This is a genomic window from uncultured Citricoccus sp. (assembly GCF_937871995.1).
Lineage (GTDB): Bacteria > Actinomycetota > Actinomycetes > Actinomycetales > Micrococcaceae > Citricoccus.
In genome coordinates this window covers 13,711-35,741 of sequence record NZ_CALMQR010000077.1, presented here as the reverse complement: position 1 = coordinate 35,741, position 22,031 = coordinate 13,711, and the positions used below count along the sequence as shown (strand labels likewise).

Below are 22,031 nucleotides of genomic sequence, written 5' to 3'. Positions count from 1 at the left end.
GATGGGCGGGCCGGATCCCGGTCGGAAACCCCCGGGGCAGCCGCCTGTTGCGGCGCCCCGCGGTGGTCAGCGGGAGAAGGCCTGGTCCAGCAGGACCGACGCCTCCTGGTCGTGACGGGCCTTGGAGCCGGCCGCGGTGGAGGCCGAGGCCGGACGCGACACCAGCGTGACCTCGCGGTCCAGCTGCGGCAGCAGGTTCAGGGCCATGAAGGGCCACGGTCCCTGGTTGGCCGGCTCGTCCTGGACCCAGCAGACCTGGGCGTCCGGGTACTTGGCCAGCTCGGCCGCGATCTCGTCCTCCGGCAGCGGGTAGAGCTGCTCCACGCGGACGATCGCCGTCTTGGTGTCCTGGTCCTTGCTCCGGCGCGCCAGCAGGTCGTAGTACAGCCGGCCGGAGACCAGCAGCACCTTCTCCACGGAGGAGTCCACCTCCCGGTCCGGGATGACGGCCTGGAAGCGGCCCCGGGTGAAGTCCTCCACCGAGGACGCCGCCGCCTTCAGGCGCAGCAGCTGCTTGGGTGTGAAGACGATCAGCGGGCGCCGCGGCCGGGCGTACGCCTGCTCGCGCAGCAGGTGGAAGTGGTTGGCGCCGTTGGAGGGGTTGGCCACCCGCATGTTGTCCTGCGCGCACATCTGCAGGAACCGCTCGATGCGGGCCGAGGAGTGGTCCGGCCCCTGGCCCTCATACCCGTGGGGCAGCAACAGCACGAGCGAGGAGTTCTGGCCCCACTTCTGCTCCGAGGAGGAGAGGAACTCGTCGATCAGGGTCTGGGCGCCGTTGACGAAGTCGCCGAACTGGGCCTCCCAGAGCACCAGGGCGTCCGAGCGTTCCACGGAGTACCCGTACTCGAAGCCCATGGCCGCGTACTCGCTGAGGAGCGAGTCGTAGATCCAGAACTTCGCCTGGTCGCTGGAGAGGTTCTTCAGCGGCGTCCACTCGTCGTCGTTGGCCCGGTCGTGGAACACGGCGTGGCGCTGGACGAACGTCCCGCGGCGGGAGTCCTGGCCGGCCACGCGCACCGGCACGCCCTCCATGAGGAGGGAGCCGAACGCGGCCAGTTCCGCGAAGCCCCAGTCGATCTCGCCGTTGACGGCCATCTTGGCGCGCCGCTCGAGCAGTGCCTTCAGCTTCGGGTGGACGGTGAAGCCCTCCGGGATCTCGAGGTGCGCCTCGCCGATCCGCTGCAGGACCTCCTCGGGGATCCGGGTGCCGTCCGGGGCCTGCGGGGCGCGGTCGACCTCGTTCGAGGCCCTCTCCAGGCCCGCGCCGACCACCGGGATGGGGGAGGTCTGGGCCTCGTGGGTCTCCGAGAACACCCGTTCGAGGCGCTGCTGGTAGTCGCGCAGCGCCGAGTCCGCCTCGTCCTGGGTGATGTCACCACGGCCGACGAGGTTCTCCACGTACAGCTTGCGGACGGAGCGCTTCTGCTCGATGAGGTTGTACATCCGCGGCTGGGTCATCGAGGGATCGTCACCCTCGTTGTGGCCGCGACGCCGGTAGCAGATCAGGTCGATGACGACGTCCTTGTTGAACCGCTGCCGGTACTGGAAGGCCATCTGGGCCACGCGGACCACGGACTCCGGGTCGTCGCCGTTGACGTGGAAGATCGGCGCCTGGATGGTCTTGGCCACGTCCGTGGCGTAGACGGAGGACCGGGCCGAGGACGGCGGGGTGGTGAAGCCGACCTGGTTGTTGACGATCACGTGGATCGTGCCGCCCGTGCGGTACCCGCGCAGCTGGGACAGGTTCAGGGTCTCGACCACCACGCCCTGGCCGGCGAAGGCCGCGTCGCCGTGGACCAGGATCGGCAGCACCGAGTAGGAGTTCACGGACTCCGCACCGTGGTCCAGCCGGTCCTGCTTCGCGCGGACCAGTCCCTCCAGGACCGGGTTGACGGCCTCGAGGTGGGACGGGTTGGCGGCAAGGTAGACCTTCGTGCGGTTGCCGCGGTCCGAGACGAACGTGCCCTCGGTGCCCAGGTGGTACTTGACGTCACCGGAGCCCTCGACGGACCCCGGGATCGCGGTGCCCTCGAACTCGCGGAAGACCTGTGCGTAGGTCTTCCCGGCGATGTTGGTGAGCACGTTGAGCCGGCCGCGGTGGGCCATGCCGATGCCCACCCCTTCCAGGCCCTCGTCCGCGGCACCGGAGATGACGCCGTCGAGCAGCGGGATCAGTGACTCGCCGCCCTCGAGGGAGAACCTCTTCTGGCCCACGAACTTGGTCTGCAGGAAGGTCTCGAACGCCTCGGCGGCGTTGAGCCGGCCGAGGATGCGCAGCTGCTCCTCCCGGGTCGGCTTGGAGTAGGGGTGCTCCAGCTCGTCCTGGAACCACTGGCGCTCGGCCGGGTCCTGGATGTGCATGTACTCCACGCCGGTGTTGCGGCAGTAGGCGTCACGCAGCACGCCCAGGATGTCGCGCAGCGGCAGCATCGGCTTGCCGCCGAAACCACCGGTCGGCCACTCGCGGTCCAGGTCCCACAGGGTCAGCCCGTGGTGCAGGATGTCCAGGTCCGGGTGCTTGCGCATCGTGTACTCGAGCGGGTCCACGTCCGCCATCAGGTGTCCGCGCACGCGGTAGGCGTGGATCAGCTGCTGGATCCGGGCCACCTTGTTGATCTGGTCCTCGGGGTTGACCTGGACGTCGGGCCGCCAGCGGGCCGGCTCGTAGGGGATGCGCAGGGACTCGAAGATCTCGTCGTAGAAGTCCTGCTCGCCCAGCAGCAGCCCGTGGATGAGCTTGAGGAACTCGCCCGAGGCAGCGCCCTGGATGACACGGTGGTCGTAGGTCGAGGTCAGCGTGATGGTCTTGGAGACCGCCAGCCGGTTCAGGGTCTTCTCCGAGGCGCCCTGGAACTCGGCCGGGTAGTTCAGGGCACCCACGCCGATGATCGCGGCCTGGCCCTCGGACAGCCGCGGGACGGAGTGCACCGTGCCGATGCCACCGGGGTTGGTCAGCGAGACGGTCGTGTTCGCGTAGTCCTCGAGGCCCAGCTTGTTGTCGCGGGCACGCTTGACGAGGTCCTCGTAGGCCCGCCAGAACTCGATGAAGTTCAGGGACTCGGCGCCCTTGATGTTCGGCACGACCAGGGTGCGCGAACCGTCCTTCTGGGGCAGGTCGACGGCCAGTCCGAAGTTCACGTGCGCCGGCTCGACGAGGGAGGGCTTGCCGTCGACCTCGCGGTAGAGCACGTTCATGGCCGGGTACTGGGCCAGGGCGCGCACCAGGGCATAGCCGATCAGGTGGGTGAAGGACACCTTGCCACCGCGGGTGCGCTTGAGGTGGTTGTTGATGATGATCCGGTTGTCGATCAGCAGCTTGGCCGGGACATCACGCACGGTGGTGGCGGTGGGCATGGACAGCGAGGCGTCCATGTTCTTCGCCACGGCCCGGGACATGCCGCGCAGCGGGGTGACCTTGTCCTCGAGCGGTTCGGAGGCGTCCTTCTTCTTGGACTTCTCCGGCTCCGAGGGCACGGGGGTGCCGGCCGGTGCGCTGGACTTCTTGACCGAGGGCGACTGGGAGGACGACGGGGACGCCGCCGTCTGCGCGGCAGGCTTGGCGGCCGGCCCGGGAGCGGCCTTCGGGGCGGGCTTCGCACCGGAGGCGGTGGCCGCGCTGGCACCGGGCTGCTTGCCGGGGTCCCGGGGGAGGTCCTTCACCTGGGTCGCGGTCGAGGTGCCGGAAGGACGGGCCCGATCGTTGGACGTCCCGGCGCCGGCCGGGGACGCGCCACCGGCCGGTCCGTCCGCCTCGAGACGCTCGAAGATCTCCACCCACTTCGCGTCCACGGAGGACTTGTCCGCCTTGTACTTGTCGTAGATCTCCGCGACGAGCCATTCGTTTCCGGGGAATTCCGCGGAAAGCCGGTCGGACGTGAGTTCTGGCACGGTGGATACGCCTCTTCCGTAGTCATGATGTGATTCACCGGCGGGGATTTCGCCCGCGCGCCCCGCTCCGGTCCGGCGGGCACCGGACCGTGCAGTCCGGCCCGTGGGCACGCTCGTACCAGCATAGTGATATTTCGAGGTCAGGCACCAACGCCCCCGCGGGGAATTGCCGCCGTGGCGCGAACGGATGGGACGATGGGGCCATGGAGTTCATCACGGCCCCCACCACCGACCTCACCTACTCCGACGTCTTCCTGGTCCCCTCGAAGTCCGAGGTGACGAGCCGGATGGACGTCGACATCGCGGCCGACGACGGCACGGGCGCCACCATCCCGCTGGTGGCCGCCAACATGACCGCGGTGACGGGGCGGCGCATGGTGGAGACGATGGCGCGCCGCGGCGGCCTCGGCATCCTGCCCCAGGACGTGCCGATCACCGTGATCCGGCGAGTGGCCGGCTGGGTCAAGGACCGCCACCCCGTCTTCGAGACCCCGCTGGAGGTCCACCCCACGGACACCGTCCTGGACGTGCTGCACCTGCTGGGCAAGCGGAACCACCCGGCCGTGTGCGTCGTGGACGAGGACGGCGCCTTCGCCGGGATCGTGCGCCACGAGGACTGCGAGGGGGTGGACCGCTTCTCCTCGGTCGACTCCGTCCTGCGTCAGCCGTCAATGGCCCTCCAGGCCGGTGACTTCCCGGCGCCGGTCGGCGGGCGGGTGCCCGAACAGGCCCTCGAGAGGGCCTTCACCGCCATGGACGCCAGCGCCACGCCCTATGCACCGGTGCTGGACGGGGACCGGCTGGTGGGCATCCTGACGCCCGCCGGAGCGCTGCGCTCGGGCATGTTCGCCCCCGCGCTCGACGGCGACGGACGGCTGCGACTGGGTGCCGCCGTCGGGATCAACGGGGACGTGGCCGGCCGGGCCGCCGCCCTGGTGGAGGCCGGCGTGGACGTCCTGGTGGTGGACACCGCCCACGGCCACCAGCGCAAGATGCTCGACGCCCTGGCCGCGGTGCGCGGGCTGGGCCTGACGGTGCCGGTGGTGGCCGGGAACGTGGTGTCCGCGGCCGGCGTGCGCGAGCTGGTCGCGGCCGGCGCGGACATCGTCAAGGTCGGCGTGGGCCCCGGCGCGATGTGCACCACGCGCATGATGACCGCGGTGGGCCGCCCGCAGTTCTCCGCGGTGCTGGAGTGCGCGGCCGCCGCCCGGGACCTGGGCAGGCGGGTGTGGGCCGACGGCGGCGTGCGGTATCCGCGGGACGTTGCCCTGGCGCTCGCGGCGGGTGCCTCCCAGGTGATGATCGGGTCCTGGTTCGCCGGCACTGTCGAGTCCCCGGGGGACCTGGTGACCGATGCCGACGGGCGTCGCTACAAGGAGAGCTTCGGCATGGCCTCGGCGCGGGCCGTCCAGAACCGGACGCGGACCGAGGACGCCTACGCCCGCGCCCGCAAGGCCATGTTCGAGGAGGGGATCTCCACCTCGAGGATGTACCTGGACCCCGAACGGCCCTCCGTGGAGGACCTGCTGGACATGATCACCGCCGGCGTGCGCTCGTCCATGACCTATGCCGGCGCCGCGGACCTCGAGCAGTTCCGGGAGCGCGCCGTGGTGGGCGTGCAGTCGGCCGCCGGCTATGAGGAGGGGCGGCCCCTCGCGCAGTCCTGGTGATGGAGTGCCCGACAGGGGGAGGTCCCGGGCACCCCATATACTGGGTCCCATCATGGACAGACACCGATCCGGTGCCTCCTCCCGCCACCGCGCATCCGCCGCCGTGGCCGGAACGGAGCCCTCTAGTACGTGCTCACCCCTGACTGACGGCCGGCCCTGCGGGGCCCGTTCCGACGCTCCCCGTGACGGGGGTGAGCGCTGACCATGGAATGGCTCCTGCTGGCCCTGGGCCTGCTGCTCATCCTGGGCACCGGGTTCTTCGTGGCCGTCGAGTTCTCGATGATCGCCCTGGACGTGCCCACCGTGCAGCGACTGGTGGACGACGGCGACCGGGGTGCCGAGCCCCTGCTGAAGTGCCTGAAGTCGCTCTCGACGCAGCTCTCGGCCTGCCAGCTCGGCATCACGCTGACCACCCTGCTCACCGGTTACCTCATGGAGCCCTCCCTCGGGGCGCTGCTGGCAGGGCCGATGACCGCCTGGGGCGTGCCGGAGGCCACCGCCTCCACGGTGTCCCTCGTGGTGGCGATGGTGGTGGCCACGCTGCTGTCGATGCTCGTCGGTGAGCTGATCCCGAAGAACCTGTCCATCGCCCGCTCGATGCAGGTCGGCCGCGCGCTGGCCCGTCCCCAGCTGGTCTTCACCGCCGTGTTCCGGCCGGTGATCTTCGTGCTCAACGGCTTCTCCAACCGCGTGCTGCACCTGTTCGGGATGGAGGCCAAGGAGGAGATCTCCGGGGCCCGCACCCCCGATGAGCTCTCCTCGCTGGTGCGCCGCTCGGCGGAGATGGGCACCCTGGACGAGAAGACGGCCAGTTTCGTGGACCGCACGCTGCGCTTCTCGGACCGCACCGCGGCGGACGTCATGACCCCGCGCATCCGCATGGAGTCCATCGAGGCTGACGAGCCGCTGGACTCGGTCATCGACATCGCCCGGCGCACCGGGTACTCCCGGTTCCCGGTCATCGGCGACTCCCCGGACGACGTCCGCGGGGTGCTGCACGTGAAGAAGGCCGTGGCCGTCCCGCGCGCCAAGCGTCCCGAGCTCGTCGCGGCCACCATCATGACCGACGTCGGCCGCGTTCCGGAGACCGTCCACCTGGACCAGTTGCTCGGCGAGCTGCGCTCGGCCAGCCTGCAGGTGGCGATGGTGGTGGACGAGTACGGCGGCACGGCCGGGATGGTCACCCTCGAGGACCTGGTGGAGGAGATCGTGGGGGAGGTCTCCGACGAGCACGACCGGGTGACACCGGGCGTGCTGCAGACCGCCTCCGGGAAGTGGTACTTCCCGGCCCTGATGCGCCCGGACGAGGTCGGCGCCCAGATCCCGTCCCTGAAGGTCCCGGAGGACGGCTCCTATGACACCGTCGGCGGGTACGTGATGGCCGTCCTGGGCCGGGTGGCCGAGGTCGGGGACCGCGTCGAGGCCGAGGGCGGCACGCTCGAGGTGGAGCGCATGGACGGCCGGCGCGTGGACCGGGTCAAGTTCATCCCGGCCGCGCGTGCCGCCGGGACCCCGTCCGCCGGGTCACCGGCGGAGGCGTCCCGGACCGCCCGCAGCGCCCGGGCCCAGGAGGAGACCCGATGAACCAGGACATCATGGGCATGCTCTGGCTGGTCGTGCTGCTGGCGGCCAACGCCTTCTTCGTGGCGGGCGAGTTCGCCGTCATGGGCGCCCGCCGCAGCCAGGTCGAGCCGAAGGCCGAGGCCGGGTCCGGGCGGGCGAGGACGGCCCTGTTCGCCATGGAGCACGTCAGCCAGATGCTGGCCGTGTGCCAGCTCGGGATCACCGTCTGCTCGCTGCTGATCCTCAACGTCTCCGAGCCGGCCATCCACCACCTGCTGGTGGCCCCGCTGGAGGCGGCGGGGGTCCCGACGGCGGTCGCGGACGTCTCGGCGTTCGTCATCGCCCTGCTGGTGGTCACCTTCCTGCACGTCACCTTCGGCGAGATGGTCCCGAAGAACGCGGCCGTGTCCATGGCGGACAAGGCCGTCATGCTGCTGGCTACCCCGCTGGTCTGGCTGAACAAGGTGCTGCACCCGGTCATCGTCATGCTCAACTGGGCCGCGAACCTGGTGCTGCGCGCCCTCAAGGTCGAGCCCCAGGACGAGGTCAACTCCACCTACACCCTGGAGGAGGTCCAGTCGATCGTCGCCGAGTCCACTCGCACCGGGCTGGTGGACGACGGCTCCGGGCTGCTCAGCGGGGCCCTGGAGTTCTCGGACTACACCGCCGGTGCGGTGATGGTGCCCAGCGCCGAGCTGGTCACCCTGGCCGCGGACGTGGCCCCCGAGGCCTTCGAGAAGGCCGTGGGGCGGACCGGGTTCTCCCGGTTCGTGCTCCAGGACGCGGACGGCTCCTACACGGGCTACCTCCACCTCAAGGACGTCATGACCGTCCCGGAGCAGTACTACCGCGAACCCGTGCCCGTCACCAAGGTCCGCTCCCTGGCCAACGTGGGCGTCGCCGACGAGATCGAGGACGCGTTGTCCCTGATGCAGCGCACCGGTTCGCACCTGGCGCGCGTGATCTCCGCGGCGGGTGAGACGGTCGGCGTGCTGTTCCTCGAGGACGTGCTCGAGGTGCTGGTGGGGGAGATCCACGACGCCACCCAGTCGAACAACCCGAACCGGGTGCGTCGTCACGCCTGACGGATCCGGGGGCTGGCCAGCCTTATTGGGAACAGTTCTCAACATGCTACGCTGGTCCCCATTCCCGACCGCTCTTCCCGAAGGACCCCGATGCCCGATTCCCCCCGCCCCGGCCGCCGTGCCCGCCCGCTCCCGACCGTGGCGGGCGTGAGCGGCCTGGCCGTCGTCGCCCTGCTCACCCTCACCTCCTGTGCCGGCGGCGGCCCGGGAGGCGCGGGAGGCACGGACCAGGAGACCGCGGCGGGGGGCGAGCCGGTGGCCGTGGCGACCACGACGCAGCTCGGCAGCGTCCTGGCGGACATCACCGCCTGCGCGGGGACCTCGTCCCGCACGCTGATGGGCCCGGGGGACGACCCCCATGACTTCGCCCCGTCCTCCCAGCAGATCGCGGAGATGACCCGGACCGGGCTGGTCGTGGCCAACGGACTGGGCCTGGAGTCCGGGATGCAGGCCGCCCTGGACAATGCGGCCGCCGACGGCGCCACCCTGCTCGAGGTCGGCCCCCAGCTCGACCCGCTGCCGTACGCCTCCGAGGAGGACGCCCACGCGGAGGAGGAGGGGGAGGCCCATGCCGGGGAGGACGCGGACGCCCACGGTGCACAGGATCCGCACGTGTGGATGGACGTCTCCCGGATGGCGACGGCCGCCGGGGTGATCGGTGACGAGCTCGCGCGCACGACCGGGGACGAGCGGTACGCGGACTGCGGACAGGAGACCGCCGAGACCCTCGGGGCCGCGGACGCCGAGGTGCGCGAGGTCCTCGAGGCGATCCCCGCGGACCGCCGCACGCTGGTCACCGACCACGCCGCCTACGCCTACTTCGCCGACGCCTACGGCTTCGAGATCGCCGGCGTCGTCGTCCCGGGTGGGGCCACCGACGCGGAACCGTCCTCCGAGCGGCTGGCCCAGCTGGTCGCGCAGATCGAGGACCAGGGCGCCGATGCCCTCGTCATGAGCGCCGGCTCGGGCAACAAGCTCATCCCCGCGCTCTCCGCGGAGACCGGCGGAGAGGTCCCCGTGGTCGAGGTCTACGAGGGCGGGGTGGGCCCCCAGGACTCCGGTGCCGAGGACTACGCCGACGCCATGGTGGCCACCGCGCGGGCCCTTGCGGACGCGCTCGCGTGAGCGGGCCCCGCACCGCACGCCGCCGCGAGCGGCCAGTAGGGTGGTCGCCGTGGACTGGTTGATCGAGCCCTTCGCCCTGGGATTCCAGCAGCGTGCCCTCGTCGGCGGCCTGGTCGCGGCGCTGATGTGCTCCGTCGTCGGCGTCTGGCTGGTGCTGCGCGGCATGAGCTTCTTCGGCGACGCCTTCGTGCACGGGGTGATCCCCGGCATCGCCGCGGCCGTGGTGGTGGGGTTCTCCCCCTACCTGGGCGCCGCGGTCGCCGCGGCCGCCATGGTCGGCGGGATGCAGCTCGTGTACCGGACCACCACGCTGAAGGAGGACACCTCGATCGGCCTGCTGTTCGTCGGGATGATGGCCCTGGGCGTGGTGATCATCTCCCGGGCCGAGTCCTACACCGGCTCCCTGACGGCCATCCTGTTCGGTGACGCGCTGGGCGTGACCTGGGCGGACATCCGCGTCCAGGCGATCATAGCCGTCGTGGTCATCCTCTTCGCCGTCCTGCTCTACCGCCCGCTGATGGCCCTGTCCTTCTCCCGGGCCAAGTCGGAGTCCCTGGGCATGCACCCGAAGCTGACCCACGCCCTGCTGCTGGTGCTCATCGCGACCGCCGTGATCGGCAGCTTCCAGGCCGTGGGCACCATGCTCGTCTTCGGGCTGCTGGTCGGCCCGCCGGCCACCGCGGCACTCGTGTCCCGGACGGTGCCGGTGATGTTCGCCGTCTCCACCGGCATCGCGGCGGTCTCGGTGGTCGTGGGGCTGGGCCTGAGCTACCACCTGGGCACGGCGGGCTCGGCCACCATGGCCCTGGTGCCCATCGTGCTGTTCTTCATCGTCCTGACCGTCCGGGAGACCCTGCGCAGGATCCGCCCCCTGCGCCGCGGTGCCGAGGTGACGGCATGAGCGCCGCGGCCCAGGCGCTGGTCGAGGCCCGTGACCTCGTGCTGTCCCACGGGCGCCACGTCGCCCTGCGGGCCTCCACGTTCCGGGTGCCGGTGGGCGGGGTGACGGCCGTGATCGGACCCAACGGGTCCGGGAAGTCCACCCTGCTGCAGGCGATCGCCGGGGTGCTGGAGCCGACGTCGGGCTCGCTGCGCGTGCTCGGCGGATCCGCGCGCGCCAACCGCCGGCGGATCTCCTACGTCATGCAGTCCGTGGTGTTCCCGGTGGGCACGCCGATGACCGTGCGGGACGTCGTGAGGATGGGCCGCTACCCCTCCCGGGGGTGGCTGCGCCCGTTCTCCCGGGCGGATCGGGCCGCCGTGGCGGAGGCCCTCGAGAAGATGAACGTGACGGACCTGGCCGGCCGGCACCTGGAGGAGCTCTCCGGGGGCCAGCGGCAGCGCGTGTACGTGGCGCAGGGCCTGGCGCAGGGGCACGAGGTGCTCATGCTCGACGAGCCGATGACCGGACTGGACATCACCTCGGCCCGGACGATCGACCGCATCATCCACGCCGAGACGGAGCACGGGCACTCCGTGGTGCTGACCACCCATGACCTCGAGGAGGCCGGCGCCGCCGACCACGTGATCCTGGTCAACGGGCGCGTCGTGGCCTCCGGGGCCCCGGCGGAGGTCATGACCCGCAGGAACCTGGAGGACGTCTACGGGCTGGGGTCGCTGCACCGCTCCTCGGCACCGTTGCTCGTGGACCCGGACTGCGGGCCGGACGAGGTTCAGGGGCGCGAGCAGTCGGGGCAGATGCCGTAGATCTCCACCGTGTGCTCCGCATCCGTGAACCCGTGCTCGCTCGCGATCCGTGCGGTCCACCGCTCCACGGCCGGCGCCTCGATCTCCACGGCGCGCCCGCACCGCCGGCACACGAGGTGATGGTGGTGGGTCTGCACCTCGCAGCGCCGGTACAGGGACTCCCCGTCGTCCGGGTTGAGGACGTCCACCAGCCCCTCCTGCTGCTGCTGCTGCAGGATGCGGTAGACGGTGGCGAGGGAGACCTGCTCACCCTGGTCCTTGAGGAGGGCGAACAGGTCCTGGGCGCTGACGAAGTCGCGGAGTTCGTCCAGTGCCCTGTTCACCGCGGTCTTCTGCCGAGTGGACCGTCCCCGGGCCGGCCTGGGGGGCTGCGGCGGGGGCGGCGTGGTCGCGTCGGGTCCGGCGTTCATGTCCCGCACAGGCTACCAGCGCCGGGTCCGGCCCCGCGTCCTCCGCAGGCCCCGCCCGTCACCGGGTCCTCACCGGCTCACCGTCCACCCTCCTCGACCCGCGGTTGACCGGGCGGTTCGGTGCCGTTCCGGACGGGTCGGTGACTGACGACGGCCGAGGTTCCGGGATAGGCTGGCCGGGTGGAATCGCAGATCGCCCTGACCAAGTTCGGTCACGCGTGCGTCCGGCTGGAGAAGGCCGGCCGGCGCCTGGTCATCGACCCCGGGAACTTCACGGACGTCCCGGTGGCACTGGAGGGTGCCGAGCACATCCTCGTCACCCACGAGCACGCAGACCACCTCGACGACGGACCCGTCCTCGACTTCCTCGCGGCGAACCCGGAGGTCACCGTCCGTGCCCCCGCGGCCCCTGCCGCCCGGCTCGCCGGTGCCGCCGGCGCCGCCGGGGTCCCGGCCGAGCGGATCATCGCCACGGGTCCCGGGGAACAGTTCGAGACCGCGGGCTTCGCGGTGCGGACCGTGGGTGGCCAGCACGCCCTCATCCATCCCCAGATCCCCGTGGTCGCCAACACCGGCTACGTCCTCGACGGGCAGGTCTACCACCCCGGGGACAGCTACATCGTCCCCGACGGCCCGGCCCCGCACACCCTCCTGGTCCCGCTGAGCGCCCCGTGGTCCAAGCTGGCCGAGATGGTCGACTTCATCACCGCCGTGCGCCCCCGCCAGGCCATCCCCGTCCACGACGGGCTGCTCAACGGCCGCGGGCTGCCGATGTACCGCCGTCAGGCCACCGCGTTCGCCGAGCGCCACGGGACCACGCTGCTCGTCCTGGAGGAGGGGGAGACCGCGTGGATCGGGTGAACGGCGCCGCCCCCGTCCTGGTGGACGCACGGACGGTGGCCGCCTGGCAGGGCCATGCCCCGGCCGCGGCGCCGGTGCCGGACGGACCGCCACGTCCGGGGTTCGCGGCCACGGAGCCGCGTCCTGATCCCGAGGCCGTGAAGGTGCTGGACGTCCGGTGGACCGCCCTGGGGTCCCAGAACGGCCACGGCGAGTACCTGCGGGGCCACCTTCCCGGGGCGGTGTACGTGAGCATGGACAGCCAGCTGGCCGGCCACGACAACCCGCGCGAGGGCCGGCACCCGCTGCCGGACCCGGACCGGTTCGGGGACACCGTGCGGATGCTCGGCATCGACGACGGGGACACCGTGGTGGTCTACGACGACGCCCAGGGGACCTCGGCCGCCCGGGCCTGGTGGCTGCTGCGGCACGTGGGCCTGGACCGCACCTACCTGCTCGACGGCGGCCTGGCGGCCTGGCGGGCGGCCGGACTGCCGCTGCAGGCGGGGGAGGTGATCCCGCGCCCCGGCAACGCCCGGACCGACTGGGGCAGGATGCCGGTGCTCGACATGGACTCCGCCGCGGGCCTGCCCCGGTCCGGGTTGCTCCTGGACGCCCGGTCCGCCGCCCGCTACCGCGGGGAGGAGGAACCGCTGGACCCCCAGGCCGGACACATCCCCGGCGCCGTCAGCGCCCCCACCACGCAGAACGTGGACGAGGACGGCCGGTTCCTTCCGGCGGCCGAGCTGGCCGAGCGGTTCCGCGCCCTGGGGGCGGACCGGGACCACCCGGTGGGGGCCTACTGCGGCTCGGGCGTGAACGCCGCCCACGAGGTGGCCGCGCTGAACATCGCGGGGTACCGGGCGGCGCTGTTCCCCGGTTCCTGGTCGGCCTGGTCCAACACGCCGGGTCGTCCGGTGGCCACCGGCGAGCACCCCTGACGGCCCGCCGCGCGGATCCGCCCGCACCCGTCCCTGAACGTCCACCCACGCACCACCACGATGGAGGAGTCCACACCATGAGCACCGTCTTCACGCGCATCATCAACGGGGAGCTGCCCGGCCGCTTCGTCTGGCAGGACGAGACCTGCGCGGCCTTCCTGTCCATCGGTCCCCTGACCCAGGGTCACACCCTCGTGGTGCCCCGCGCCGAGGTGGACAAGTGGACCGAGGCGGATCCGGGGCTCGTCTCGCACCTGGTCACGGTGGCCCAGGCGATCGGCAAGGTGCAGGTGGAGGCCTTCGGCGCCCAGCGGGCCGGACTGATGGTCGCCGGGTACGAGATCCCGCACCTGCACGTGCACGTCTGGCCGTCCAACTCCCTCGACGACTTCGACCTGGAGCAGGTGGACAACAGCCCCGAGCCGGAGGACCTGGACGCCGCCGCCGAGAAGATCCGTGCCGGGCTGCGGGTGGCCGGTCACGGGGAGTTCGTCCCCGGGGACTGACGCCCTGGCCGGTACCGGCTAGGGCCGGGCCCGGACCTGGATCCGGCCGTCCCGCACCCGCGTCTCGTAGGCCGGCTGGGCGACGCTGGCCGGGCCGCGGACGATGCTTCCGTCCCCCAGCCGGAACGTGCTGCCATGCCAGGGGCAGGTGACGCAGCCGTCGGCGATGGTGCCCTCCTCCAGGGGGCCGCCCATGTGGCTGCAGACGCTGTCCAGCGCGGTGATCCCCTCCGCGTCCCACACCAGCAGCACGGACACCGGGCCCGCCTGCACCACGCGGTGCCCGCCGGGCGTCAGCTCCGCGGCGTCCAGGACCTCGGTCCAGTCCCGGGGGCCCTTGCGCCACGCGGTCCGGTTCACGTTGACGCCCAGGGCGTAGCTGAGGTGCCCACCGAGGTACCCGCCGGCCATGACGGCCCCGAGCCCGGCCAGGCCGAGGACCTTGCCCGCGGTGCGGGCCCCGCGGCGGCGGGACACGAAGGAGGCCGTGTAGAGGGCCAGGCCGATGTTGACGGAGGCGGCGTGCACCTGGCCCACCCGGCGGGCGGCACCCTGGGTGTCGGACCAGTCGTTGAGCCCGGTGGCGGCCGTGGGGACGGCGCTCGCCATCCCGGCGGCCACGAGCAGGTCGGCGGCCGGTTCGGACGCCCGTCCTCCCACCAGGTCCAGCAGCGTGGCCATGGACCAGGCCCCGATCGGCAGGTCGGTGAGCAGCGGATGCGCCGGGTGTCCCAGGGCGGTGCCGCTGAGGAGATTGCGTACCGGCCTCGGGCTCACCACCCGTCCCACGGCGGCCGCGGCGGGACGCCCGACCCGGTCCAGCGCCTTCCAGCGCTCCACGCGTCCCATGAGCTCGTCGAGTACCTTCATGGCGGCCAGTGTGGCACCGGCGCCTCGACGCGGACAAGGGACCGCAGGCCGCCGCCGCGGGCCGTCAGGTCAGCCCGTGGCCTGCCTCAGGGCCTGACGGACGCGCTTCTCGGAGACGGACACGGCGGTGCCGAGGTCCTGCGCGAAGAAGCTGATCCGCAACTCCTCGAGCAGCCAGCGCACCTCCTCCAGGGCCGCGGGCACCGGCCGGCCGGCCGGTACGGCGGCGACGGCGGCATCGAAGTCGTCCTCGAGGGCCTGGACCACGGCCATGTCCAGGCCGTCCCGTTGCAGGTGCCCACCGGCCTGGAGCCTCTCGATCCGGCGCAGCATGCCGTCCAGGTAGCGCGGCAGGTGCTGCAGGTGCCGCCATCCCGTGGCCGCCACGAAGCCGGGGACGATGAGCTGGTCCAGCTGGGCCTTGATGTCACTGAGCGCCGGCGCCATCGCCAGGGACACCGAGCCCTTGAGCTCGCGGCGGACCCGGCTGGCGCGGGACAGGACCTTCTCCACGACGGCCGTCACGGCGAACACCGTGTCGATCAGTTCCGCGCGCACGGCGGTGAACAGGTCCTGGAACTCGCCGGCGGTGAAGGGCAGGTCCTCGGGCACCAGCCTGTCCACCGCGGCCCGGGTGCAGTCGGCCACCAGCTGGTCCACCGAGCCGTGGGGGTTCTGCGTGAAGGTCAGCTTCTCCCGGTTGTCCAGGTGGTCCAGCACGTAGCGCTGCGGGCTCGGGACCTGGGCGAGCAGCAGGTTCACCACACCGGCCCGGTGGGCGGCGCGCTGGTCCGCCTCGGTGCGGAACACGGTCAGCCCGGCCGCCGGGGAACCGTTCGCCAGGGTCTCGGCGGTCAGACCCGGATACCCGGTGATGCGCTGCGTCCCGGACCCGGCGGCGATCCTGGTGTCCAGCTTGCGGGGGATGTCCCCGACGTCCCACGTCGTCATGCCGTGGCGTTCGGCCAGGGCCGGCACCGCGGACCGGGCCGGTCCTGCCTGCCCGCCGCCCGGCGTCGCACCCCGGCCGGTCCCGCCGCGGCCGCCCGTCCCGGGGACGGCGCCGGGGGAGGGGGTGCCGCCGGCGGGCCCTGCCGCGGGGCCGCCGGCGGCCCGCGCCAGCGACTCGGCGATGGCCGTGCGATTCTGGCCGGCCAGCCGGTCCTGCAGGGCCGCCAGGTCCTGGCCGCCGCCGATCACCGCACCGCGGCCGTCGACCACCCGGTAGTCGGGCACCAGGTGCGGCGGCACCGCCGAGAGGTCCCAGGACCCCGGCGGGATGACGAAGCCCTTGAGCCGGCGCAACGCCAGCTCCAGCGCGGGCAGCAGGTCGTCGACCTGCGGGTCGGCGTCCTGGCCCAGGCGCTCGACGGCGGCCCGGGCCACGTCCGGGGCCGGCACGAAGTTCTTCCGCACGGCCTTGGGCAGCGACTTGATCAGCGCGGTCACCAGTTCCACGCGCAGCCCCGGGACCAGCCACCGGAAGCGCTCCGGGTCCATCTGGTTGAGCATCAGGACCGGGATGATGACCGTGATGCCGTCCGGTTCGCCCGCGGTCGCGGCCGGGTTGAAGTCGTAGGACAGGTCCAGGTCGATCCCGCCACCGGCCGTGGGGTGGTGGAAGGTGGTGGGGAACTGGCCGGTGTCCAGCTCGTCGGTGTCCACCGCCAGCAGGGACCGCGGGTCGAAGTCGAGCAGCTCCGGACTCCGGTGGCGGGCCTTCTTCCACCAGGAGTCGAAGTGCCGCTCGGAGACGACCGTGGCGGGGATCCGGGCGTCGTAGAACTCGAACAGGTCCTGGTCCGAGACACGCAGGTCGCGCCGGCGCAACCGCGTCTCCAGTTCCTCGACCTCGGCCAGGGCCTGGCGGTTGCGGGCGAAGAAGTGGTGGCGGGTCTTCCAGTCACCCTCCACCAGCGCGTGCCGGATGAACAGCTCGCGGGACAGGGCCGGGTCGATCCTCCAGAACTGCACCGGGCGGTCGGGGACGAGGGTGACGCCGAACAGCGTGACCTTCTCCCGGGCCACCACGGAACCGGAGCGGCGGGACCAGTGCGGCTCGTTGTAGGTGCGCTTGGCCAGGGCCCCGGCCGCCTCCACCGCCCAGTCCGGATCGATCCTCGCCACCATCCGCGCCCAGAGCCGCGAGGTCTCCACCAGTTCGGCCGCCATGACGAAGGCGTGGCGCTTCTTGAACAGGGCCGAACCGGGGAACACGGCGAACCGGGTGTTCCGGGCGCCGGCGTACTCGCGCTTGCGCTCGTCCCAGGAGCCGATGTGGGACAGCAGCCCGGACAGCAGGGACCGGTGGACGGCCTCGTGCTGTCCCACCGGGTCCACCGGGCCGGGCGAGACCGAGATGCCCAGGGGCCTGGCCAGCTGGCGCAATTGCTGGACCAGGTCCTGCCACTCGCGCACCCGCAGGTAGTTGATGTACTCGCTGCGGCACATCCTGCGGAACTGGTTGCCGGAGAGCTCCTTCTGGCGCTCGCGCAGGTAGGACCACAGGTTCAGCAGCGCGGAGAAGTCCGAGTTCTCGTCCCTGAACCGGGCGTGCTGCTCGTCGGCCTGGGCCCGCTGCTCCGTGGGGCGTTCCCGGGGGTCCTGGATGGTCAGGGCCGCGGCGAGGACCATGACCTCGCGCACGCAGCCGCGCTCGCCGGCCTCGACGATCATCCGCCCCAGGCGCGGGTCCACCGGCAGCCGCGCCAGCTTCCGCCCCACCGGCGTGATCGTGCCCTGGGGGTAGGCCTTGCCCCGGGCGTCGGGCTGGCCGCTGTTCAGCGCCCCGAGCTCGGTGAGCACCGCGGCGCCGTCGGTGACCTGGCGGGAGTCCGGGGCCTGCAGGAACGGGAAGTCCCCGACGTCGGCCGGGGTGCGCGCCACGCCCATCGAGCACATCTGCAGGATGACCGCGGAGAGGTTGGTGCGCAGGATCTCCGGGTCGGTGAACTCCGGCCGGGAGGCGAAGTCCTCCTCGGAGTACAGGCGGATCGCGATGCCGTCCGAGGTGCGTCCGCACCGGCCCGAGCGCTGGTTCGCGCTGGCCTGGCTGATCCGCTCGATCGGCAGCCGCTGGACCTTGGTGCGGTGGGAGTACCGGGAGATCCGCGCGGTGCCGGTGTCGATGACGTACTTGATGCCCGGCACGGTCAGGGACGTCTCGGCGACGTTCGTGGCCAGGATGATCCGCCGGCGACCGCCCGGGGAGAAGACCCGGTGCTGCTCGGCCATGGACAACCGGCCGTACAGCGGCAGCACCTCCGTGGTGCCCAGCCGGCGGTTGGCCGCGACGCGCGGGGCCAGGGCCTCGGCGGCGTCGCGGATCTCCCGCTCACCGGAGAAGAACACCAGGATGTCCCCTCCGGGCTCCCGGGAGAGCTCGTCGACGGCGTCGCAGACCGCGTCCACCGGGTCCCGGGCGTCCTCGTCATCGTCCGCGTCGTCGTCGGGATCGTCCTGCGGCCGGGGCTGGTCCAGGGGCCGGTAGCGGATCTCCACCGGGTAGGTGCGTCCGGAGACCTCGATGATCGGGGCCGGCACCGGTGCGTCGCCGGGTGCGGCGTCCGGGGCCGGCAGGGCGAAGTGCGCGGCGAAGGACTCCGGGTCGATCGTGGCGGAGGTGATGACCACGCGCAGGTCGGGCCGTTCGGGCAGGACCCGCTTGAGGTAGCCCAGCAGCACGTCGATGTTCAGGCTGCGCTCGTGGGCCTCGTCGATGATGATGGCGGCGTACTTCGACAGCAGCCGGTCGTGCTGGATCTCGGTCAGCAGGATGCCGTCCGTCATGACCTTCACCCGGGTGTCCGCCGAGGTCTCGGCGGTGAACCGGACCTGGTAGCCCACGTCGGTGCCGATCGGGGTGCCGAGCTCGTGGGCGATGCGCTCGGCCACGGACCGTGCCGCCAGCCGGCGCGGCTGGGTGTGCCCGATCATGCCGGTGCCGGACACGGCCGGCTCATCCGGGTCCAGGGACAGTTCCAGGAGCATCTTGGGCAGCTGGGTGGTCTTTCCCGAACCCGTCTCCCCGGCCACGATGACCACCTGGTGGTCCCGGATGGCATCCTTGATGGTGTCCCGCTCGGCCGAGACCGGCAACTGCGGTGGGTACTCGAGGCGGATGGTGGCGGCGGGGGACTGGGACATGGCACCGGCCAGTCTAGTCGCCGGGACGGCCGGACCACGGCCTGTCTGCGGCGGGGCCGCCCGGCGGACCAGACGTCCTGATCCGGAGGGCTTCTCCCCGGCGATGAGAACAGAAGGTCTGCCGATCCGTGTCCCTGGGACGGGATTTTCCACGGAGAGGGCGCGTTGTGGTGCATTGTGTTGCGCGTCACGTCTATTCTTAGCTTCCAACGTCCCCGGTCATCCCACCCGACGGCGCAGCCTGCGTCCATCCGCCGGGGACCGCGGCATGGAAAGGACCATCATCATGATTCGCACCCACAAGGCCCGCACCGGGCTTCGTGCCGGGGCCCTGCTGGCCGTCTCCGCCCTCGCACTGACCGCCTGCGGCGGTTCCGGCAACGGCGGGGAGGCCACGGCAGGCGGCGGCGAGGGCACCGAGGCCGACGCCCAGTCGTACAACATCGCCATCTCCCAGTTCGTCACCCACCCCTCCCTGGACGCCGCCCGCAAGGGCTTCGAGGAGGGCCTCGAGGAGGCCGGGCTGGACGTCACCCTCGACGTGCAGAACGCCCAGGGCGACCAGGCCACCGCGAACACCATCGCCGGCACCTTCGCCTCGGCCGAGCCGGACCTGATCCTGGCCGTCGCGACCCCCTCGGCCCTGACCGTGGCCCAGGCGGTCAGCGACATCCCGGTGCTGTTCACCGCCGTGACCGATCCGGTGACCGCCAAGCTCGTGGACTCCCTCGAGGCCCCGGGCGCGAACGTCACGGGCACCTCGGACGCCAACCCCGTGCTGGAGCAGTTGCAGCTGCTCAAGGAACTGGCCCCCGAGGCCAAGCGGGTGGGCATCGTCTACTCCTCCGGTGAGGTCAACTCGGAGGTCCAGGTCGAGTGGGCCAAGGAGGCCGCCGGTGAGCTGGGCATGGAGATCGTCGAGGCCACCGTCTCGAACTCCTCCGAGGTGCAGCAGGCCGCCAACTCCCTGGACGTGGACGCGTTCTACGTGCCGACCGACAACGCCGTCGTCTCCGCCCTCGAGTCCCTGCTGGGCGTGGCCCAGAACCAGAAGATCCCGGTCATCGCGGCCGAGGGTGACTCGGTGGAGCGCGGGGCCGTGGCCACCTACGGCCTGAACTACGAGAAGCTGGGCGCCCAGACCGCCGAGATGGCCGTGCGCATCCTCACCGAGGACGCCGATCCCGCCACCATGCCGGTCGAGACCCCCACCGAGCTGGAGCTCTACGTCAACCCGAAGGCCGCCGAGGCCATGGGCGTGGAGATCCCCCAGTCGATGCTCGACGAGGCCGACCACACGGTCGGCGAGTAACCGCCCCGCCCGGCGCCCCTCACCTCCCACGACGCGGTGCCGCCCCGGCCCAGGCCGGGGCGGCACCTCCTGAAACTGCCGCATTGGAGCTGTCATGACGACCGCCATCGAGCTCGGTCTGATCTACGCCATCATGGCCCTGGGGGTCTACCTGACCTTCCGCATCCTCGACTTCCCCGACCTGACCGTGGACGGCTCGTTCACGACCGGCGCCGCCGTCGCCGCGATCTCGATCACCAACGGGATCAACCCCATCATGGCGATCCTCATGGCCTTCGTGGCCGGGTTGATCGCCGGCGTCATCACCGGCCTGCTCAACACCAAGGGCCGCATCAACGGCCTGCTGGCCGGAATCCTGACCCAGATCGGCCTGTACTCGATCAACCTGCGCATCATGGGCAAGGCCAACGTCCCCCTGCTCGGGGAGGACACGGCCATCACCCCGCTGCGGGAGGCCGGTGTCCTCGGCGGCCCGGTCGGCATCGCCGCCTTCACCCTGCTGGCCGTGGTGCTGGCCCTGGTGCTGGTGTGGTTCCTGCACACGGACACGGGACTGGCCATGCAGGCCACGGGTGACAACGAGAAGATGATCCGCTCCTTCGGGGTGAACACGGACAACCAGAAGATCCTCGGGCTCGCCCTGTCCAACGGCCTCGTGGGCATGTGCGGTGCCGTGATCGCCCAGTACCAGGGCTTCGCCGACATCGGCATGGGCATCGGCCTCATCCTGGCCGGACTGGCCTCGGTCATCATCGGCCAGGCCATCTTCGGGCAGCGCACCATCCTGATCGCGGCGCTGGCCGTGGTGGTCGGCTCCGTGCTCTACCGCGTGGTCATCCAGCTGTCCCTCGAGGTCGGCCTGAACCCGAACGACATGAAGCTGGTCTCGGCCATCCTGGTGATCCTGGCCCTGATCGTGCCGCAGTTGCCGTTCTTCAAGCGCCGGCGCAAGACCCGGGCCCGCAAGGGCGAACCCGATGCCGTGCTGGAGACCCCGGGTGCTCCCGCGCTCGCCACCGGTGCCCCGGGCACGGGCTCCTTCACGGGTGCCGCCACGACGACGACCGAACAGGGAGATCGCTGATGCTGACCATTTCCTCCGTCTCCAAGACCTTCTTCGCCGGTACCGTCAATGAGCGTCGCGCGCTGCGCAGCGTGGACCTGCACCTGGCCGAGGGCGACTTCGTGACCGTGATCGGCTCCAACGGGGCCGGCAAGTCCACCGTGCTGAACATCGTCTCCGGGGACCTGTTCCCGGACGAGGGGACGGTGACCATCGACGGCCGGGACGTCACGAAGCTGCAGGACCACCAGCGCGCCGCCTTCGTCGGCCGGGTGTTCCAGGATCCGATGGCCGGCACCGCGCCGCACCTGACGATCGAGGAGAACATGGCCATCGCCGACCGCCGGGGCAGGCCGCGCCGGCTGGCCACGGGTGTCACCCGGTCCAAGCGCAGTCGCTTCGCGGACGAGCTCGCGACCCTGGAGCTGGGCCTGGAGAACCGGCTCAAGGCCAAGGTGGGACTGCTCTCCGGCGGCCAGCGCCAGGCCCTGAGCCTGCTGATGGCGACCTTCTCCGACCCGAAGATCCTGCTGCTCGACGAGCACACCGCCGCCCTGGACCCCCAGCGGGCCGATCTGGTCACCCGGCTGACCCGCCAGGTGGTCGAGGACAAGGGGCTGACCACGCTCATGGTCACGCACAACATGGAGCAGGCCCTGCGGGTCGGCAACCGGCTCATCATGATGCACGAGGGCCAGATCATCCTCGACCTCACCGAGGAGGAGAAGCGGGGCCGGACGGTGAAGGACCTGCTGGGCGAGTTCGAGAAGATCAAGGGTGCCACGATCGACGACAAGACCCTGCTGCAATAGGGCCCACGTCGGCGCGGGCGGTTGGCCCTCGACGGGAATTCGTGGCATGGTGACCCATCGCACCCTGCCGTCGAGGTCCCCCGGCCGTCT

Annotated in this window: 16 protein-coding genes; 12 read left to right on the top strand and 4 right to left on the bottom strand. The window is 71.6% G+C overall.

What is annotated here, in order from left to right; translation table 11 throughout:
* Window positions 1-66: 66 nt before the first annotated feature.
* Window positions 67-3,891 carry a multifunctional oxoglutarate decarboxylase/oxoglutarate dehydrogenase thiamine pyrophosphate-binding subunit/dihydrolipoyllysine-residue succinyltransferase subunit gene (locus Q0283_RS09770; protein ID WP_298044379.1) on the bottom strand — a complete coding sequence of 1,275 codons (3,825 nt, stop codon included), beginning with the start codon at window positions 3,889-3,891 and terminating at the stop codon, window positions 67-69.
* Between the two features lie 203 nt (window positions 3,892-4,094).
* On the opposite strand from Q0283_RS09770, the gene Q0283_RS09765 reads away from it, so the two are divergent.
* The 6 genes from Q0283_RS09765 to Q0283_RS09740 all read left to right on the top strand — a co-directional run bounded on the left by Q0283_RS09765 (window position 4,095) and on the right by Q0283_RS09740 (window position 11,041).
* Window positions 4,095-5,561: a GuaB1 family IMP dehydrogenase-related protein gene (locus Q0283_RS09765; RefSeq protein WP_298044378.1), complete on the top strand. Its 1,467-nt coding sequence runs from the start codon at window positions 4,095-4,097 to the stop codon at window positions 5,559-5,561.
* Window positions 5,562-5,765: 204 nt separating this feature from the next.
* Complete coding sequence (locus tag Q0283_RS09760) at window positions 5,766-7,145, top strand: hemolysin family protein (RefSeq protein WP_298044377.1); 1,380 nt, start codon at window positions 5,766-5,768, stop codon at window positions 7,143-7,145.
* The gene (locus tag Q0283_RS09755) at window positions 7,142-8,209 is read left to right on the top strand and encodes a hemolysin family protein (protein WP_298044375.1); all 1,068 of its coding nucleotides are present in this window, start codon (window positions 7,142-7,144) and stop codon (window positions 8,207-8,209) included. Before Q0283_RS09760 ends, Q0283_RS09755 begins: the two co-directional genes overlap by 4 nt.
* A gap of 90 nt (window positions 8,210-8,299) precedes the next feature.
* Complete coding sequence (locus tag Q0283_RS09750; RefSeq protein WP_298044373.1) at window positions 8,300-9,334, top strand: metal ABC transporter substrate-binding protein; 1,035 nt, start codon at window positions 8,300-8,302, stop codon at window positions 9,332-9,334.
* Window positions 9,335-9,383: 49 nt separating this feature from the next.
* Window positions 9,384-10,235 carry a metal ABC transporter permease gene (locus Q0283_RS09745; protein WP_298044371.1) on the top strand — a complete coding sequence of 284 codons (852 nt, stop codon included), beginning with the start codon at window positions 9,384-9,386 and terminating at the stop codon, window positions 10,233-10,235.
* A complete protein-coding gene (locus Q0283_RS09740; protein WP_183524533.1) occupies window positions 10,232-11,041 on the top strand; it encodes a metal ABC transporter ATP-binding protein in 810 nt (269 codons plus the stop codon). Before Q0283_RS09745 ends, Q0283_RS09740 begins: the two co-directional genes overlap by 4 nt.
* Here the strand turns inward: Q0283_RS09740 and Q0283_RS09735 are convergent.
* Complete coding sequence (locus Q0283_RS09735; RefSeq protein WP_183524536.1) at window positions 11,008-11,451, bottom strand: Fur family transcriptional regulator; 444 nt, start codon at window positions 11,449-11,451, stop codon at window positions 11,008-11,010. The genes Q0283_RS09740 and Q0283_RS09735 overlap by 34 nt on opposite strands.
* Window positions 11,452-11,631: 180 nt before the next feature.
* Between Q0283_RS09735 and Q0283_RS09730 the strand changes: the two genes are divergently transcribed.
* The 3 genes from Q0283_RS09730 (at window position 11,632) to Q0283_RS09720 (ending at window position 13,738) form a co-directional block, all read left to right on the top strand.
* On the top strand, window positions 11,632-12,312 hold the full coding sequence (locus Q0283_RS09730; protein ID WP_183524539.1) for an MBL fold metallo-hydrolase: 681 nt from the start codon (window positions 11,632-11,634) through the stop codon (window positions 12,310-12,312).
* The gene (locus tag Q0283_RS09725; RefSeq protein WP_183524542.1) at window positions 12,300-13,232 is read left to right on the top strand and encodes a sulfurtransferase; all 933 of its coding nucleotides are present in this window, start codon (window positions 12,300-12,302) and stop codon (window positions 13,230-13,232) included. Before Q0283_RS09730 ends, Q0283_RS09725 begins: the two co-directional genes overlap by 13 nt.
* Window positions 13,233-13,309: 77 nt before the next feature.
* Window positions 13,310-13,738: an HIT family protein gene (locus tag Q0283_RS09720; RefSeq protein ID WP_010144314.1), complete on the top strand. Its 429-nt coding sequence runs from the start codon at window positions 13,310-13,312 to the stop codon at window positions 13,736-13,738.
* Window positions 13,739-13,756: 18 nt separating this feature from the next.
* Here Q0283_RS09720 and Q0283_RS09715 read toward each other — a convergent pair whose 3' ends face one another.
* Both Q0283_RS09715 and hrpA read right to left on the bottom strand, forming a co-directional pair.
* Window positions 13,757-14,608 (bottom strand): Rieske 2Fe-2S domain-containing protein, encoded by an 852-nt coding sequence (locus Q0283_RS09715; protein WP_183524546.1) that lies wholly within the window; start codon window positions 14,606-14,608, stop codon window positions 13,757-13,759.
* A 69-nt stretch (window positions 14,609-14,677) separates the two neighbouring features.
* Window positions 14,678-18,754: an ATP-dependent RNA helicase HrpA gene (gene hrpA / locus Q0283_RS09710; RefSeq protein ID WP_298044369.1), complete on the bottom strand. Its 4,077-nt coding sequence runs from the start codon at window positions 18,752-18,754 to the stop codon at window positions 14,678-14,680.
* A gap of 286 nt (window positions 18,755-19,040) precedes the next feature.
* On the opposite strand from hrpA, the gene Q0283_RS09705 reads away from it, so the two are divergent.
* From Q0283_RS09705 to Q0283_RS09695, 3 genes are all read left to right on the top strand, one after another.
* Window positions 19,041-20,066: an ABC transporter substrate-binding protein gene (locus tag Q0283_RS09705; protein ID WP_183524552.1), complete on the top strand. Its 1,026-nt coding sequence runs from the start codon at window positions 19,041-19,043 to the stop codon at window positions 20,064-20,066.
* Window positions 20,067-20,160: 94 nt separating this feature from the next.
* The gene (locus Q0283_RS09700) at window positions 20,161-21,150 is read left to right on the top strand and encodes an ABC transporter permease (RefSeq protein WP_183524555.1); all 990 of its coding nucleotides are present in this window, start codon (window positions 20,161-20,163) and stop codon (window positions 21,148-21,150) included.
* Window positions 21,150-21,941 carry an ABC transporter ATP-binding protein gene (locus tag Q0283_RS09695; protein ID WP_183524558.1) on the top strand — a complete coding sequence of 264 codons (792 nt, stop codon included), beginning with the start codon at window positions 21,150-21,152 and terminating at the stop codon, window positions 21,939-21,941. Before Q0283_RS09700 ends, Q0283_RS09695 begins: the two co-directional genes overlap by 1 nt.
* Window positions 21,942-22,031 lie beyond the last annotated feature (90 nt).